We start from the raw sequence: 15,558 nt of genomic DNA, 5'->3' as shown, positions 1-15,558 counted from the left end.
TACATGCAGCACCGAGGATCCACCGACCGGAAGCGCGCGCTCGCAGCGACGGCCGCCGCGCTCTGTGCGGTCGCGCTCGCCAGCGCAGCGACGGCGCTCGACGCGTCCCTCTCGACGGCGGTCGCGTCCGATCCGGGAAGCTCGACCTCCGACGGCACGTCCCTGTTCGCGCTGCTGCTCGCGCTCGCTCGGGCGTTGCTATCGGTGTTCGGGATCTCGTTCGAGATGACGGGCGGCGGGTTCGGGGGCGGGTCCGTACTCGGGCCGTTGCTCGCGGCGGTGGGCGCGGTCTACCGGCACCGGCTCGCGCTGGTCGGTGCGGTCACGATCCTGACGCTCGCGACACTCGTGTCTCGACGGAGCGGCGGTCTCGCCACCCTGGCCGGCCGTCGGCGAACGGGCGGACCGTCGAGCGGCGACAACGAGGGCCGAACGGGGGCGGAGTGGCCGCGGGGTGACCCCGGCGAGGCGATCGCCCGGGCCTGGGTCGACCTCGTCGAGCGTGCGGACGTGGCCGACCCGGCCGCCCGCACGCCCGCAGAGGTCCGCCGAATCGCGGTCGAATCGGGACTGGACCCCGACGCCGTCGCGACGCTCACGGGGGCGTTCAGGGCGGTCAGGTACGGTGGGGAGCCCCCCACCGATCCCCGGCGGGCCGCCGTCCGCCGGGCCCGTCGCGCGCTGGCCGACGAGGAGGACGAAGCCGAATGACTGGGTGGCGGACCCGGGTCCGGCGAGCGACGACCGCCGTCGGCGCCGTCGCGCTCGCGGTCGCACTCGCCCTCGACTGGGCGGTGACCACGGGCGCCGTTCCGGCCGCGTGGGTGCGCCTCCCGTGGGGTGATTCGGCCGCCGTCGCGGGGTTCGCGACGGTGGCCGTCTGCGCGCTCGCGCTCGTCGTGAACCACCGGTGGCTGCTCGGCCGTTCGTCGACCGCGTCGGAGACGCCGGAATCGGCGGCTCCGGTCCCCCGGTCCGGCGCCGGCTTCGACGAGGCGCTCGGGAGCGTGTTCTCGTCGACTCATCGCACGGAAGCGGCGCGACGACGGACGCGTGACCGTCTCCGGGAGGCCGCTGTTCGGACGGTCGCCCGTCGGCGGTCGATCCCCCGGGAGCGAGCGGAGCGCCTCGTCGAGAGCGGCGACTGGACCGACGACGACGCGGCCGCCGCGTTCCTCGGCGACCCGTCCCCACCTCGTCGCGTCCGCCTGCGGCGGCGGATATCGGCGCGGGTCGCGTTCCGGTACCAGGCGCGTCGGGCCGCTCGGGCCGTCGTCGCGGCCGACGGGAGGTCCGAACCGTGACCGACGACGGCGACGGAGACCCGAGCGGCTCCAGCGACGGGCACCCGGAGCGCGAACGGACGGGCCGATGGCTGACGGCCGTGGCGATCACGCTCGCGACCGGGTCGACCGGCGTCTACTTCGGGCGTCCGCCGCTGCTCCTCGCGGCCGTCGTCGGCCTCGCCTACACGGCCTATCCGCTCGTGACGACGGAACCTGCTGGGACTCTCGCCCTCTCCCGGGCGGTCGACGACACCTCGCCAGCGCAGGGCGACGCGGTGACCGTCACGGCGACGCTGACGAACACGGGGTCGCGGACCTTGCCGGACGTTCGGTTCGTCGACGGCGTGCCGCCGAAGTTGGCCGTCACCGACGGAACCCCGCGGTGCGCCGCCGCGCTCCGGCCCGGCGAGTCCGCGACCGTCCGCTACGCGATCGAGGCCGAACCCGGGACGCACCGGTTCGAACCGGCGACGGCGACCTGCTACGACCGCAGCGGCGGCCGCCGCGTCGAGACCGCACTCGCGGTCGGATCCGGGTCGGGGCGTCCCGACGGGGCGAACGAGACGGGTGGGACTGACGGAGCCGAGGAGTCAGACGACGCCGAAGCCGTGTCGTCACTGGAGTGTTCGGTCCCGGTCGAGGGGGTCCCGCCGCCACGACGGACGGCGCGGGCGACGGGGCGGACGGTCGTCGACGCGAGCGGGTCCGGCGTCGAGTTCGACCGCACCCGGGAGTACCGACCGGGCGACCCCGCAGACCGGATCGACTGGCGTCGCTACGCCCGCACCGGCGCGCTGACGACCGTCGAGTTCCGCCCGGACCGTCGTCGGTCGGTCCTCGTCTGTCTCGACGCCCGACCGCGGTCGGTCCGCCGGGCCGGCGACGGCGATACGGACGCCGTGACCGCCGGCGGGGCCGCGGCGGCCGCCGTGGCGACCGCGCTGCTCGACCGCGGGGCCCGGGTCGGCGCCGTCCGCCTCGGCCCCCGGTTCGAACTGGTCGTCCCCGGCGCGGGTCGCCACCACCGCGAACGCGTTACGACACTGCTGACCGACTCGCCCGACGGCCCGAGGGCTCCGTCCGACGGCGACGACGCCGGTACCGGATCCGCCACAGGGCTCGACGGCGTCGACGGGTCGGCCGTCGAGTCGGACCCGGCCGAGGAGTTCACGGGGCAGGTCGACGAGGTGCTGGAACGGACCGGCGGGGCCGCCGAGGTGGTGCTGGTGACGCCGCTGCTCGACGGGTTCGGCGTCGACGCCGCGCGCCGCGCCGCCGAGCGAGGACGGGGCGTCGCGACTCTCAGTCCGGACGTGACGAGCGACGGCTCGCTAGGGGCCGAACTCGCCGGCGTCGAGCGACACAACCGCATCGAGGCGCTGCGGTCGGCGGGCGTCCCGGTCAGCGACTGGCGAGTCGGCGACCCCGTGCGGTGGTCCCGGGTGGACGGGGGTGCCCGCTGAGATGGACGGCGGCCGCTCGCCCGATACCGGTCCGGCGTTCCCGGGGAGTGCGGTCGCGGTGGTCGCCGCACTGAGCGCGGCGGCGTCGCTCGCGTCCGACCCGCTGCAGTTCGCCGTCGTGGCCGTCGACGGGGTCGGAGCCGGGGCCCTCCTCCTCGGTGCGTATCTGCGATTCCGCGGCCGCCGCCTGGCCGGTTCGATCGCGTTGGCCGCCGGGTTCGGAACCGTCGTCGTCGCCGCCGGGCTCGCGGTCGTCTATCCCGCCGGGCTGGTCACGCGGCTGGCGCTCGTCCTCGGGACGGTCGGACCGGGAGCCCTCGCCGTCGGCCTCGTCCCGCTGCGTCGCTCGTGGGCCGGCCGACTGGTCGCTCTCGCCACCGCACTCCTGGTCGGCGCCGTCGCAGTGCAGGGGTTCCTGGCCGCGACCGGTCGTGTCTCGCTGCTCGTCGCCCTCGTCGGCGCGGTCGTCGCCTGGGACGCCGCCGACCACGCGGTCCGACTCGGCGCCGACGTGGGCCGCGGCGCGGCGACGGCCGGGGTGTCGACGACGCACCTCGTCGGTTCGCTCGCGGTCGGACTCGTCGCCGTCGTCGCGGCGGTCGGACTGTACGGGGTAGGCCCCTCGTCAGTGCCGCTCGTCTCCGTCGTCGCCCTGTTCGCCGCGGCGTTCGCCCTGCTCGCTGCGCTCGCGGTCGGCCTCTTGCCCGGCGGTGACACTGCGAGGCTGAAGCGCTGAACTCCTCAATGGGCGGAGAACCGTCGGAAGAAGACGGGGCCGAGGCGGCTACGCGATGTCCCGGCTCGTGTCGATCGACACCTGCTCGACGAGGTCGAGCTTGATGATGTCGGTGGGGGCGCGGCCGCCGCGGAACTTGGGGATCGCGAGGCGGTTCTCCACCTCGTCGGCGTCGGTCGTGGTTTTCAGCTCGAAGATCACGTCGGCGAAGTGCTCGGTGGTGTCCCGCAGCGGCGGGACGCTGCGGCCGTCGAGGCAGTGGACGATCGCGAGACTCCCCGTGTTGACGATGTGGTTCTGGAGGTCGTTCATGAACGAGCGGTACCGCGAGGGGGGCTCCTGGGCCTCGAGCACGTCGAGCGGGTCGACGATGAGGTTGGAGGTCTCCGGGAGCGCGGAGACGAGCTTGCTGGCGTTGTCCAGCGGCGCCTCCCCGGAGATGTGGCGGACCGTCGGGTCGCCGGTGGTGGTGGGCGACTGCTCGATGCTGGCGGTGACCGACTGGGCGGTGCGGTCGAGCGAGAGGTACAGCGTGCCGCGGGTGGCGGTGAGTTCGTAGAGGAACAGCTCCGCCTGGCTGGCCGGCTGGGCACTGAGGGCGACGATGCTCCCCTCCGGGATCCCACCCCCGAGCTTCCGGTCGAGGACATCGATCCCCGTGTCGAGCCGGTTGACCATGCTACTGGACCATAACGATCCCACCAGATTAAATATTCCGCCTCCCGAGCGCCGTTGCGAGCCGATCGTACGACGCGCGTCCGACCCGGTCGTCCAGCACGTCCCCGTCGATCTCCGGGACCGTCGCCAGGACTGGCTCCGGCGCGCGACCCGAACCGCCCGACCCGGAGACGGCCGACGGAGGGTCGTCGGTCCTGGTGAGAACGCTCCCGGCCACCCGCGCGCCCAGCGTCTCGGCCATCCGCGCGGTCTTGGCGGCGTCGCCGAGGCTCGCCGGTGCGCCCGTGGAAACGACCAGCGCCGAGTCGGCGTGGCGCAGGGGCGCGGCCGCCCCGTCCGACCCGCCCGCGGGACAGTCGAGGATCACCCGCCCGCGAGCGCGCCCGAGCCGGCGGAGCGCCGTCCGGTCGAGCGACCCCGACGCGTCCCCGGCCGGGAGCACGTCGACGCCGGGGACGACGGTGCTCCGGTGGGTTACCGCGGCGATCGAGTCGCCCTCGGCGACGGCGTCGACGCCCGGCGAGCGGTCCGTCCCGGCCATCGTGTGCAGGTTCGGCATGTCGCAGTCCGCGTCGACCACGAGCGGCCGCCCGCCGTCCCGGGCGAGCGCCGCCGCCAGCCCCAGCGCCGTCGTCGTCTTCCCGCAGCCACCCTTGCCGCCTGCGATCGCGAGCATGGTCCGCGGTGGCCCCGCCCCCGTACTTGAACCTTCGGAGCGCGCGTGGGGTTCGGCGGACGTACGGGAGGTTGCGGTGCGGTCGGCGCGCGCTGGAGCGCGCGTTCATGCGCGCGACCGTAGCCGCGCGAGGTCTTCGGGAGCCTGCGACCGAAGGCTCGTCGGAGCGTGCTCCGACGGCGGATTCGCGACTCGTGTGTCGCGAATCGGCTGGGGAGGCTCGTGGCTGTCTGCGGTGCTGTGCGAGGCGGTGCTGTGCGGTTGCGGTCCTGGCGGACTGAAAGGGCGAGGCGCGCTCGCGCTCGTCCAGTCGCCTGAGCGGGCGACTATCCGCGCGGGCGGTGCGGAGAGCGCGGATATCCCGCTCAGCGACCGCGAGCGCGCCGAGGGCTTTCAACGCTCGCTGTCAGTTGCAGTCGCAGTCACTGCTAGCGAGGGTGCCGAGGGCGTTCAGCGCTCACCGTCGAGTGCGGTCGCGATCGCCGCTATGCCGTCCACAGAGGACGAACTCGAAACGACCGACCGGAACACACGAAAACAGGCTACTCCACTCACGCGCGTCGGGCGAGCAACCGGCCACCGACGGCGAGCGGCGCGACGATCCAGGCCACCAGTCCGGCCACGAGCGCGGGCGTCGAGACGGCGGTGGTCGCGAGCAGGGCCCCGACCCCGCCGCCGCTGGTCGGGACCAGCGAGAGGACGACCAGCCTGAGGGCGTCGGCGGGGTTGCCGACGACCAGCGCGGAGAGGAGCCAGCCCGGCGGGTCCAGCGCCACCACGACGCCCAGCGCGGCCAGGTCGTAGACCAGCACGAACAGCACCCACGCGAGCAGGGCGCCGCCGAGCGCGCGGGCCTTTTCGGTCGTCGCCGCGGAGACGCACACCCCGAGCGACAGGAACGCGGCGCCGACGGTCACGGCGGTCAGCAGGTAGTGCAGGTACGCCGGCAGGACCGCCGGGCCGAACCGGGTGAGGACGACCACCGCCCCGGCACCGAGTCCCAGCGTCATCCCGACGGCGAGCGTCGCGGCGCGGCCGAGGTACTTGCCGACCAGCAGTTCGGTCCGTCCGAGTGGGACGGACATGAGCAGTTCGAGCGTCCCGCGCTCGTCGGCGCCGACGACCGTTCCGTAGCCGAGCGCGAGCGCCGCCAGCGGGACGAGGTACACCGACAGCTCGGCGAGCGTCACCAGCAGTGCGCCGGCGCCGCTCGGCCCTGTCGCCGTCCCCGCCAGCCCGACGACGGCCAGCGAGAAGGCGCCGAACAGTGCCGCCAGCCCGTAGGTCCACCGGGCGCGGGAGAGCACCCGGTACTCCCGGCGGGCGACGCCGAGTACCTGCCGCACACCGCCGACCGAGAGCGACTCCGTGGTCGTCATCGTCGCGTGTGCGGTCGACCCGCCGTCGGGCCGGGCCTCGTCGGAACGGCCGTCCGTTTCGCCGGAGCGGTCGTCGGTTCCGCCGACTTCGTTCCCCCCGGGAGTATCGTCGCTCATCGGTCCGCACCTCCGGGCGCGATGGCGTCGCGGACGGCCGTCTCCAGGTCCGGCTCGTCGACGCCGACGGACTGGGGGTCGGTCTCGACGACCGCCCCGAGCGCGTCGGTCACCGCGTCGGGGTCGACCGCGAGTTCGAGCGTCCGCTCGCCCGCGGAGATGTCCGGATCGAGGTCGCCGCCGCCGTCCCCGAGCGCTGCCCGGACCGACTCCGTGGCCGAAGCGAGCGCGTCGGAATCCCCGTACTCGGCGGTGACCGTCACCTCGTCGCCGGCCGCGCGGGTCACCTCCGCGACGGTGCCGACCGAACGGAGCCGTCCGTCGTCGAGGACGGCGACGCGGTCGCAGAGCGCCTCGACCTCGCTGAGGACGTGCGTGCTGAGCACGACCGTCACGTCCCGCTCCGCCCGGACGCGCTCGACGACGCGGTTGAACGCGTCGACGCCGGCGGGGTCCAGCCCGGCGGTCGGTTCGTCCAGCAGGAGCACGTCCGGATCCCCGAGCAGGGCCACCGCGAGGCCGAGCCGGCGGTTCATCCCGTTGGAGTAGCCGCCCACGGGCCGGTCGCCCGCGTCGGAGAGGCCGACGACCGACAGCAGCGTGTCGACTTGCGGCGCCTCGACGGCGCGCATGTCCGCGTAGTAGCCCAGCACCTCCTCGCCGGTCAGCGCGGGCTGGAACCCCGCGTCCTCCGGCAGGTAGCCGACCCGCTCGCGGACGCGGGTGCCGTCAGTGGGGTCGACGCCCGCGACGCGGACCGTCCCCGCGTCGGGGGTCTCGTGGCCGACGAGCAGCCGGAACAGGGTAGTCTTGCCCGCGCCGTTCGTGCCGACGAGGCCGAGCGATGCGCCCGAGGGGACGGACAGCGAGACGCCCGCCAGGGCGTCGACGCCGTCGTACCGTTTCGTCGCGTCAGTGATCTCGATCATAGTAGTCCCTCCAGTCGTGGGGCGGTTCGGCGAGCGGTCTGTAGTCGACGACGCCCGGCGCCTCGACCACCGGCAGCGTCCGCTCGGCGAGCCGGACGACCTCGAAGGCGGGGCTGCCGGTGAAGACGCTCGCCTTCGGGTGCTCGCCGGTGAGATGCTGGACCATGCCTGCCGGCCGATATCGCGTCTCGCCCACGCCGTCGCCGTCCACGTCGCGGGCGCCGGCGCCGGCCCAGTAGTTGCCCGCCGACTCGTTCCAGGCGACCTGCTCGCCCACGTCGGCCCGCACCTGCACGCGGTTGCGGGCGAACGTGTTGTGGTGGACCGACTCGCGGACGCTCCCCGCCGAGAGGTGGACGCCCGCGCCGTTGCCGGCCACGAGGTTGTCGGCGATCTCGTTGTCCAGCGAGTTGTAGACGAACAGCCCGTTCTCGTTGCCGACGACGTGGTTGTTCCTGACCGTGGTGTGGTCGATGCTCTTGAGCATGATGCCGTGGCCGCTCTGGCCGGTGTTGTTCACGGCGGTGTTGTTCAGGATCTTCAGACCCTCCGAGAGCATCAGCGCGTAGCCGGCGTCGTTGCCGACGGCGGTGTTGTTCACCAGCCGGCAGTCGTTGGAGTACATGTAGTGGACGCCGTAGCGCAGATCCCACAGCGTGTTGTCCCGCGCCTCCACGCGGTCGGCCCACGAGTAGTAGATGCCGTCGCGGGCGTCGGTGATCCGGTTGTCCGCCACGTAGGCGTCGGCCGTCTCGTACAGCTGGATGCCGTTGCCCCGGTCGGTCCGCGATTCGATCTCGTCGCGACCGACGACGGTGTTGTCGACGAGCCGCACGTCGGCGGCGCTGTCGACCCAGATCCCGAAGGTGGTGTCCGTGACCCGGCTGTCGCGCACGGTGACGCCCGCGCCGTCGACCCACACGGCGGCGTCGTTGTCCTCGGCCGCGTAGCCGGCGTTGCGGACCCACACACCGTCGAGGGAGACTCCGGAGGCGTTCAGCGCGAGCACGTCGCCCTCGCCGGCGCCGTCGATCACCGGCATCTGTCCATCGGTCCCGGTCCGGTCGCCGTCGCCCGCGGTCGCCCCGCTCGGCGGGTCGTCCGCATCGCGGATCGTCACGTTCGGCGTCTCGACGACGACCGTCGCTTCGGGGTCGAACCGGCCGCGGAGTTCGACGGTGTCGCCCGGTTCGGCGGCGTCGAGGGCCGGCGCGAGCGCGTCGAACCGTTCGCCGTCGACGGTCGCGACGCCGGGCTCGTCGGTCGCCTCGAAGTCGAAGGTGTCGGGCACGCCCGCGTCGAAGGCGATGTCGTCGCCCGTGGGCGCCGCGTCGGTGGGGACGGCGACGACCGTCCCGGCGGCCGCGACCAGGAGCGCGGCGGCGACGGCGGCCAGCGCCGCGTCGGCGGACGGTCGTCCCACGGCTCAGTCACCCCCGCTGGCGCCCGGGCCGCTGCCGGCGTCCGGGCCCCCACTGGCGCCCGGGCCGCCGTGTCCGGAGTCGGACGGGTCGTCGCCCTCGCGGTCGTCCCACTCGTCGTCGCCGACGGTGTGCTCGTCGAGCCACTCGCGGGCGCCCTCGATCCGGCCGGCGACCCGGTCGGGCAGGTCGCCGAACGTGGCCGGCGTGTCGCGGTAGTAGAAGGCCACGACGAGCAGGCCGATGGCGATCCCGGTGAGGTAGGCGCCCGCGCCGAACCGCGAGCGGCTGGTGATGTTCGCCACCTCGTAGCTGCCCCACAGCGGCGGGGTGAACCCGTCGACGCCCATGACCGGCGCGTCCGGGTCGAGCGTGTGACCCGCCTGGTAGAGCCGGTACTGGATGTCCGCCAGCATCACCGTCAGCACCGTCACCGAGCCGACCAGCTGGTAGGTCAGCCCCTTCTTCAGCCGGTCGGTGTCGGGCGCGAAGGCGACGAACAGCCCCGCGGCCGCGACGGCGGCGAACGCCAGCGGCCCGAGCGACCACTCGGGTACGTCGACCGCGTAGGGGTGGGGCTCGTAGTTCGGCGGCCAGATCACCGAGTCCGGGTAGTAGAACCCGATGTACTTGTTCAGCGCCGCCATCTCCTCGTAGTCCCCGCCGATGAACGGGTAGGCGTGCAGGTGCAGGTGCAGCGTCGTGTCCGGGTACTGCACCGCGTTGACCGCGATGTGCCACATCGGCAGGACCGGTGCGACCACGAGCATGACCGCTGCGACGACGGGCAGGCCGCGCCGCAGTTCGGTGAACTCGCGGAGGTCGGGTGGTTCGTAGTTCATGGGTGTCACCGCGTTATCGTGGGTCGTTTTGTGGGTCGTGGGCAGTTCGCGCGCGATGCGTGTCGGACTCGGAGAAGCCGCCGGGCGGTGAAACCCGCGCGGCTCGGAGCGGTCGACGGGGTTCTTACTCGCGCGGTTCGACGATCATCCGCGAGCGCATCTCCAGGTGCAGGGCGCTACAGAAGTACGTACAGTAGATCCAGTAGACGCCCGGCTCGTCGGCGGTGAAGGTGACCTCGCGGGTGTCCTGCGGCGCGACGGCGAGGTTCACGTCGTGTTCGGGGATCGCGACGCCGTGGATGATGTCGCGCACGCCCTCGACGTTCGTCACCGTCATGCGCACCTCGTCGCCCTCCTTCACGGTGAAGTCGTACATCCCGTACTCGGAGCGCTTCGAGGACGCCTTGACGTGGACCGACTGCTCGCCCGTCCGTTCGACGCCGGACTCCTCGGCGGTGATGAACGGCTTCTCGCCCTCGTAGTCCTCCTTGTCCCAGGTCGTTGCCGGGTTTATCTTGTCCCGGTGGGCGAACACGCAGTCGTGGGGTTCGGGGTAGGCCGGGTGGTCGGCGACGATCTCCATCTCCTTCTCGCCGTCGCCGATGTGGATGAGCTGGTCGTTGTCCGGGTGGATCGGCCCGACCGGCAGGAACCGGTCCTTCGAGAGCTTGTTCAGCGAGACGAGCCACTCCCCGTCGGGGTCGGTCGTCATCGCCTCCAGCGCCTGGATGTGCCCGGGGTTGTAGTGGACGTCCTGCTTCTCGAGGATCGGTTCGGTCGAGCCGTTCTCGGCCTCGACGGCCGCCTCAATGTCCCACTTGGCGACCTGCGAGTCGATGAACAGGCTTGTGTAGGCGTGGCCGTTGCCGTCGAAGGTGGTGTGCAGCGGCCCCAAGCCGACCTTCGGGCGACCGGCCACCGCGTCGGTCGGGTCGTCGACCTCGCCGATCCTGTCGAGGTCGAGCATCGTCACCGTCGGCGAGAGCTTGCCCGCGATGAAGGCGTACTTGCCGTCGGGGCCGACCTCGACGCAGTGTGGCGACTTCGGGGTCGAGACGTAGCGGACGATGGGGTCGTCGCCGGAGTTGAGGTCGCTCTCGCGGGTCCCGTCGACGACCGGGACGCCGTTGACCTCCTCGTACTCGCCGTTCTCGACGGCCGCCTCGATGGCGGGGATGTCGAAGACCTTCGCGTAGTCGCGGTCGTCGCGGGTCATCCCCTGGATGTCCGTCGCCTCCTCGCTGTTGTAACACGACGAGATGGCCCACCGGCCCTCCTTGCCGGTGTCGACGATGTCGAGGTTGCCGTCGACCTTGACCTGCCAGGCCGTCTCCATCGACTCCGGATCGACGGCGGAGAACAGCGCCGTGTACTCGTCGGGGTTGTTCACGTCCCGGCCGTCGTTGGGCAGGGGCGTCCTGAACTCCCCGTTGCCGAGGACATACTTCGTGTCCGGTGACAGCACCGCCGTGCCGTGGACAGCCTGGACGTTCGGCACGTCCACGATGGCGTCCGTCTCGAAGTACTTGAGGTTGACACGGGCGATGCGGCCGTTGGCCTTGTCGTTGACGTAGAGGTACTCGCCGTCGTAGTCGCCGTCCGTCTCCGAGAGGTTCGGGTGGTGGTTGTCGCCCCAGGTGTAGTCGCCGGCCTGCTCCAGCATCTCGCTGGTCTGGTCGTCGTAGCCGTAGCCGCGGGCCCCCTCCGTGTTGAACACGGGGATCCGCGTGAGTTCGCGCATCGACGGGATGCCGATGACGCGGATCTCCCCGGAGTGGCCGCCCGACCAGAAGCCGTAGTACTCGTCTTTCTCGCCCGGCGGGACGAAGTGACCGTGGCTCGCCGAGGCGCCCTGCGAGCCGCCACCACCGCCGTCGCCGCCGTCGGCGGGCGTCTTGCCCTCGGGCAGCGCCGTCTGACAGCCCGCGAACGCGCCGGCCGCGCTCGCCACGCCCGCCGCGGCGCCGGCCTTCATGAAGTCCCGGCGGTCCAGCTCCAGGCCCGCAAGCTCCATCGAGAAGCCGCCCTCGTCGTCGTCGAGTTCCGCCGGGTCCTCCACGTCCTGGAGGAGGTCGTTGATCCGCTGTTCGTGTTCCTCGACCAGTGCCTCTGCGTCGTCCGTGTCGCTGGTGTCGTTCATGTTAGACCACCTTGACGTAGCCGACCATCCCGTTCAGCTCGTGGGGGATGCAGTAGTACTTGTACGTGCCCGTCGTCTCGAACGTGTGTTCGTACGATTCGCCCGAGGGGATGTTGCCCTCCTGGCCGTTGCTGTAGCCGTCCGAAGCGGCGCTCTGTGACTCGAAGCCCCCGGAGGCGAAGTACGTCGCGCCGTCGGGGATCTCGTCCTCGTAGGCCGTGACGGTGTGACCGATGTTGCCGGTGTTCTCGAAGGTCACCGTCGTCCCGGCCGACACCTGGATCCGCTTGGGCTCGTAGGCGAGCTGGTCGGTCATCTCGACCGTGCTCGCCTGGGTCCACTCGCCGCCGGACCCGCCGTCGCCGCCGCTGTCGGCGGTGGGCGTCGGCGTCGCCTCGTCGGCGTTCCCGTCGTCGCCGTCGCCGCCCGCGTCCGACGATTCGCCCGGCGCGGCCGAGCAGCCGGCGACCGCCCCACCGGCGAGCGCCGCGCCCGTCAGCCGCAGTATCCGTCGCCGCGTTGGATCGGAACTGGTCATCGACACCCGCAACTGGTCGCCTCTCACCCATATACCGTCGAGCGCGTTCCCGACCCCCCGGAACCACCGCGAATCGGTTCGGCCGAGGCTTATAAATACCCCACAGCCGGGGGTCCCGGTCGGCGTGCGACAGCCTCCACCACACCGTCCGGAGAGAGACGAGTTTTTATACCCCGAGTGCAATCTCCCGAGTGCGACGCGCGGTCGTCGTGGGCTCCGTTGGTGTAGTCCGGCCAATCATTTCGGCCTTTCGAGCCGATGACCTGGGTTCAAATCCCAGACGGAGCACTACCATCTTTTTCCCGGAGGGGTGTCCTCGCTCACTGCGTTCGCTGCGGGCACCCCTCCGGCAAAAACATGGGTGAAAAAGCCGCATCTCGGCCTTCGGCCTCGATGCGGTGAACCGCCTCGCTTCGCTCGGCGGATGCTCAGTGCAGGCTGTAGCTGTTGCGGTGAGCGGGTGCGGTGCGGTCGGCGCGCGCTGGAGCGCGCTCTCGTGCGCGCGACCGTAGCCGCGCGAGGGATGAGAGAGTGAGTGCAACGAACGAGCGAATCGGCTGGGGAGGGTCGTGGCCGTCTGCGGTGCCGTGCTGTGCAGTTGCGGTCCCTGGCGGACTGAAAGGGCGAGGCGCGCTCGGGTCCGGTTTAGTCGCCTGAGCGGGCCACTATCCGCGCGGGCGGTGCGGAGAGCGCGGATATCCCGCCTCAGCGACCGCGAGCGCGCCGAGGGCTTTCAACACTCACTGTCGAGTGGGATCGCGGTTGATTCCGTTTGTTCCACGACAAACCCAACAGAAACAACTACTCAACTCGCACATCGAAGTTATCGCTGTGAACCCCGGAGGATGAGCGGGCCGATGGCGAGTGTCCGTTTGGCGACGACCGCGATCCGGACGATGTAGGCGACGAACAGCAGAAAGGGCACGAGCGAGGCGGTGAACCCGGCGCCGACGACCCAGAGAACGTTGGCGACCCCGAGCGTTTGCCCGGGAACGGGCCCGCTTCCGACGAACGCGAGCAACGACCCGGCGACGACCAGCGCGGGGACCGACGCGTAGAGGATGTACTGCGAGAGGTCGATGAGCGCCCACTGGAAGTACAGCGTCTTGACGTGCTCGCGCGCGGGTCCGAACATCGTCAGCGTCGTCCGCAGATCCGCGAGCCGGCCGTCGATCTCCTCGTCGATCGCCGCTTCGTGGTCCGAGCCGATGCGCTCGATCTGGAAGATCTTCCAGGCGTAGTTGAAGTTCAGCGCGGCGAACAGCACGTCGAACGTACCGAACGTGGCGCCGTCGAGCTGGTCGCGGACCTCGTCGGCGTTGCCGGTCACGCTGTCGGTGAACTCGTCGACCTCCTCGCGCAGGGCGTCGTCGTCGCTGCCGGCCACGGCGTCCCGGAGCGCCTTCGCCCGGCGCTGGACCGCGTTCACGTGCTCACGCAGGAACGCCGAGGGGTCGACCGGGACAGGCTCGTCGTACATTTCCCCGACGTAGTCGCGGAAGTCCATCGTGTTGCTCATCCGCTGGTGTTGGTCGCCCAGCGGTCCGTTCTCCTGGGAGATGACGAGCTGGCTGATCGTCACGACCAGGGTCGTCCCGGTGATGATCGCCCCGAGCATCGTCGAGAACAGCGTCGCCTTCGTGTCGCCGCTCTGTAACGTCTCGGCGAACCCGTCGACGCTGCTCCCGACCGCCACGAACGTGAGGAAGACGACCACGGCGAGTGCGCCCGCGACGTGCAGGCGGTTGGCCTTCAACAGCAGCCACAGCTTGAACCGACTCTCGTCGGCGCGCTCGCGCATCGTGTTCGCGGTCGAGATGTCCGTGTCACCGGACGTGTCGATCTCGGTGTCGGATTCGGCGGGGGCCGCCTCCGTATCGTCGCTTTCCGAGTCCGTCCCGCCGCTCATGACTCGTCGGTCGGGCGCCTGAGGACGAGGAACTTCGTCCCGCCGCCGACGTAGTCGACCGTCTCGACGAGCTCCCACCCCTCGGCGCCCAGCTCGTTCAGCTCGGCCTTCGGGTCTGTGGCTTCCTTCTTGGTCTCGCCTCGCGGGGGTTCGAGGGTCTCGTACTCCCAGGCGTCCGGATCGCCGGCCATACCGTCCCGTCGTGGGGCCCGTCCAAAAACACCGGCCCTGCAACCGCTCGCCGTTCGGGACCGGACTCGCGAGCCGGGCGTCGCCGGTCGGGAGTCGCCGGCGGGATGTCACGAGCCGGGCGTCGCCGGTCGGGAGTCGCCGCCGGGAGTCACGAACCGGGAGTCGACGATCAGGAGTCGCGGTTCCACTCCACTTCGGTCACGTCGTCGGTCTCACGGAGGATGAACGGGCCGATCGAGAGGGTGTGCTGGGTCACCGTCGCGATCCGCATGACGTACGCGAGCAAGATCAGGAACGGGACGACGGCGACAGTGGCCGCGACCGCCATGACCAGCACCAGCGTCTCGACGCCGAAGACGGTCGCGCTGTAGGTGGCGTCGTTGAAGAAGATGATCATGACCGCCGAGACCAGCAGCGCCGGCACCGACGCCACGAGGATCTGCCGCGAGAGGTTGATCAGCTCCCACTGGAAGTACAGCGTCTTGAAGTGCTCGCGCGCGGGTCCGAACAGCTGCAACACCTCGATCAGCCGGTCGAGCGCGTCAGTGCCCTCCTCGTCGAGGTCGTCGCCGTACTGTTCGCGGATCCGGCGGGCGGTGAAGATCTTCCAGGAGTAGTTGAAGTTCAGCGCCGAGGAGATCACGTCGAACCTGCCGAACCGGGCGTCGTCCAGGCCCGCCGAGACCCCGCTGGCGTTCTCGACGAGGCTGTCGGTCAGGTCGGCGATCTCCGAGGCGACCTCGCCGTCGTCCGACTCGGAGACCGCCTCGCGCAGTTCCTCCGCGCGCTCGCCCGACACCTCGACGAGCGCGCGGAGGAACTGCGCGGGTCGGGAGGGGCTGACCGCCGACTGGATCACCTCGGCCACGTCCGCGCGGAACTCCATGGCCCCCTCCATGCGCTCGCGCTGGTCCTTGACGGCGCCCAGCTCCTGGGAGAGGACGAGCTGGTTGAGCGTCAACACGAGCGTGACGCCGGTGATCGTGGCGGTGAGAAAGCCCTGGAACAGCGTGTCGACGGAGTCGCTCGTCCGGATGGCGTTCTCCGCTGTCGGGTAGAGATAGCCCGTGCCGGCGAGCACGAGGAAGACGAGGGTCAGGAAGATGCCGGCCACGAGCCAGCGGTCGGCCTCGAGGAGGACCCACAGCTTCCACCGGCTCTGGTCGGCCCGCTCGCGCAAGCGGTCGCTCGGCGCGTCCCCGTCCCCTGCCATGCGACCGGGTACTCGCGGCGGTCGGGAAAAGACACCGGT

At 71.3% G+C, this 15,558-nt stretch carries 15 protein-coding genes and 1 tRNA gene; 5 read left to right on the top strand and 11 right to left on the bottom strand.

The features are described 5' to 3' along the window. Positions 1-3 precede the first annotated feature (3 nt). From ACMGFG_RS02645 to ACMGFG_RS02630, 4 genes are read left to right on the top strand one after another with little or no spacing between them, the layout of a single operon-like run. Positions 4-711 (top strand): DUF4129 domain-containing protein, encoded by a 708-nt coding sequence (locus tag ACMGFG_RS02645; protein WP_436928804.1) that lies wholly within the window; start codon positions 4-6, stop codon positions 709-711. Beyond that, a complete protein-coding gene (locus ACMGFG_RS02640) occupies positions 708-1,304 on the top strand; it encodes a DUF7269 family protein (RefSeq protein WP_436928803.1) in 597 nt (198 codons plus the stop codon). Before ACMGFG_RS02645 ends, ACMGFG_RS02640 begins: the two co-directional genes overlap by 4 nt. After that, a complete protein-coding gene (locus ACMGFG_RS02635) occupies positions 1,301-2,749 on the top strand; it encodes a DUF58 domain-containing protein (RefSeq protein ID WP_436928802.1) in 1,449 nt (482 codons plus the stop codon). Before ACMGFG_RS02640 ends, ACMGFG_RS02635 begins: the two co-directional genes overlap by 4 nt. A gap of 58 nt (positions 2,750-2,807) precedes the next feature. Further along, positions 2,808-3,485, top strand: coding sequence for a DUF7519 family protein (locus ACMGFG_RS02630; RefSeq protein ID WP_436928801.1), 678 nt, complete (start codon positions 2,808-2,810; stop codon positions 3,483-3,485). Between the two features lie 48 nt (positions 3,486-3,533). On the opposite strand, the gene ACMGFG_RS02625 is transcribed toward ACMGFG_RS02630, so the two are convergent. From ACMGFG_RS02625 to ACMGFG_RS02590, 8 genes are all read right to left on the bottom strand, one after another. Next, entirely contained in the window at positions 3,534-4,163 is a 630-nt protein-coding gene (locus tag ACMGFG_RS02625; protein ID WP_135362793.1) for an RAD55 family ATPase, read from the bottom strand. Positions 4,164-4,191: 28 nt separating this feature from the next. Continuing rightward, entirely contained in the window at positions 4,192-4,839 is a 648-nt protein-coding gene (locus tag ACMGFG_RS02620; RefSeq protein WP_436928800.1) for a MinD/ParA family ATP-binding protein, read from the bottom strand. 551 nt (positions 4,840-5,390) lie between these two features. Further along, the gene (locus ACMGFG_RS02615) at positions 5,391-6,335 is read right to left on the bottom strand and encodes an ABC transporter permease (protein WP_436928799.1); all 945 of its coding nucleotides are present in this window, start codon (positions 6,333-6,335) and stop codon (positions 5,391-5,393) included. Continuing rightward, a complete protein-coding gene (locus tag ACMGFG_RS02610) occupies positions 6,332-7,264 on the bottom strand; it encodes an ABC transporter ATP-binding protein (RefSeq protein WP_436928798.1) in 933 nt (310 codons plus the stop codon). The genes ACMGFG_RS02615 and ACMGFG_RS02610 overlap by 4 nt, the downstream gene beginning before the upstream one ends. Continuing rightward, positions 7,248-8,687 carry a nitrous oxide reductase family maturation protein NosD gene (gene nosD / locus ACMGFG_RS02605; RefSeq protein ID WP_436928797.1) on the bottom strand — a complete coding sequence of 480 codons (1,440 nt, stop codon included), beginning with the start codon at positions 8,685-8,687 and terminating at the stop codon, positions 7,248-7,250. Before nosD ends, ACMGFG_RS02610 begins: the two co-directional genes overlap by 17 nt. Positions 8,688-8,690: 3 nt before the next feature. After that, positions 8,691-9,527 (bottom strand): hypothetical protein, encoded by an 837-nt coding sequence (locus ACMGFG_RS02600; protein ID WP_436928796.1) that lies wholly within the window; start codon positions 9,525-9,527, stop codon positions 8,691-8,693. A 124-nt stretch (positions 9,528-9,651) separates the two neighbouring features. Continuing rightward, positions 9,652-11,667: a TAT-dependent nitrous-oxide reductase gene (gene nosZ / locus ACMGFG_RS02595; protein WP_436928795.1), complete on the bottom strand. Its 2,016-nt coding sequence runs from the start codon at positions 11,665-11,667 to the stop codon at positions 9,652-9,654. A gap of 1 nt (position 11,668) precedes the next feature. Further along, positions 11,669-12,205, bottom strand: a complete 537-nt coding sequence (locus ACMGFG_RS02590) for a plastocyanin/azurin family copper-binding protein (RefSeq protein WP_436928794.1) — start codon at positions 12,203-12,205, stop codon at positions 11,669-11,671. 213 nt (positions 12,206-12,418) lie between these two features. Between ACMGFG_RS02590 and ACMGFG_RS02585 the strand changes: the two genes are divergently transcribed. Next, positions 12,419-12,493: transfer RNA gene (locus ACMGFG_RS02585), tRNA-Glu, on the top strand. A 535-nt stretch (positions 12,494-13,028) separates the two neighbouring features. Here the strand turns inward: ACMGFG_RS02585 and ACMGFG_RS02580 are convergent. From ACMGFG_RS02580 to ACMGFG_RS02570, 3 genes are all read right to left on the bottom strand, one after another. After that, the gene (locus ACMGFG_RS02580; protein WP_436928793.1) at positions 13,029-14,114 is read right to left on the bottom strand and encodes a DUF7972 family membrane protein; all 1,086 of its coding nucleotides are present in this window, start codon (positions 14,112-14,114) and stop codon (positions 13,029-13,031) included. Continuing rightward, positions 14,111-14,305 carry a Sp36 family protein gene (sp36, locus tag ACMGFG_RS02575; RefSeq protein ID WP_436928792.1) on the bottom strand — a complete coding sequence of 65 codons (195 nt, stop codon included), beginning with the start codon at positions 14,303-14,305 and terminating at the stop codon, positions 14,111-14,113. Before sp36 ends, ACMGFG_RS02580 begins: the two co-directional genes overlap by 4 nt. 170 nt (positions 14,306-14,475) lie before the next feature. After that, positions 14,476-15,519, bottom strand: coding sequence for a DUF7972 family membrane protein (locus ACMGFG_RS02570; protein WP_436928791.1), 1,044 nt, complete (start codon positions 15,517-15,519; stop codon positions 14,476-14,478). Between the last annotated feature and the right edge of the window lie 39 nt (positions 15,520-15,558).

It is taken from the genome of Halosimplex halobium (assembly GCF_051414055.1).
In the GTDB taxonomy this organism is placed as follows: Archaea; Halobacteriota; Halobacteria; order Halobacteriales; family Haloarculaceae; genus Halosimplex; species Halosimplex halobium.
Note: the sequence above shows the minus strand (reverse complement) of the source record. Positions and strands in the feature narration are given on the sequence as shown.

Excerpts from the sequence above, each read along its gene's own strand:
- ACMGFG_RS02645 (WP_436928804.1), top strand. The coding sequence starts at position 4 with ATGCAGCACCGAGGATCCACCGACCGGAAGCGCGCGCTCGCAGCGACG.
- ACMGFG_RS02640 (WP_436928803.1), top strand. The coding sequence starts at position 708 with ATGACTGGGTGGCGGACCCGGGTCCGGCGAGCGACGACCGCCGTCGGC.
- ACMGFG_RS02625 (WP_135362793.1), bottom strand. The coding sequence starts at position 4,163 with ATGGTCAACCGGCTCGACACGGGGATCGATGTCCTCGACCGGAAGCTC.
- ACMGFG_RS02620 (WP_436928800.1), bottom strand. The coding sequence starts at position 4,839 with ATGCTCGCGATCGCAGGCGGCAAGGGTGGCTGCGGGAAGACGACGACG.
- ACMGFG_RS02615 (WP_436928799.1), bottom strand. The coding sequence starts at position 6,335 with ATGAGCGACGATACTCCCGGGGGGAACGAAGTCGGCGGAACCGACGAC.
- ACMGFG_RS02610 (WP_436928798.1), bottom strand. The coding sequence starts at position 7,264 with ATGATCGAGATCACTGACGCGACGAAACGGTACGACGGCGTCGACGCC.
- ACMGFG_RS02600 (WP_436928796.1), bottom strand. The coding sequence starts at position 9,527 with ATGAACTACGAACCACCCGACCTCCGCGAGTTCACCGAACTGCGGCGC.
- nosZ (WP_436928795.1), bottom strand. The coding sequence starts at position 11,667 with ATGAACGACACCAGCGACACGGACGACGCAGAGGCACTGGTCGAGGAA.
- ACMGFG_RS02590 (WP_436928794.1), bottom strand. The coding sequence starts at position 12,205 with ATGACCAGTTCCGATCCAACGCGGCGACGGATACTGCGGCTGACGGGC.
- ACMGFG_RS02580 (WP_436928793.1), bottom strand. The coding sequence starts at position 14,114 with ATGAGCGGCGGGACGGACTCGGAAAGCGACGATACGGAGGCGGCCCCC.
- sp36 (WP_436928792.1), bottom strand. The coding sequence starts at position 14,305 with ATGGCCGGCGATCCGGACGCCTGGGAGTACGAGACCCTCGAACCCCCG.
- ACMGFG_RS02570 (WP_436928791.1), bottom strand. The coding sequence starts at position 15,519 with ATGGCAGGGGACGGGGACGCGCCGAGCGACCGCTTGCGCGAGCGGGCC.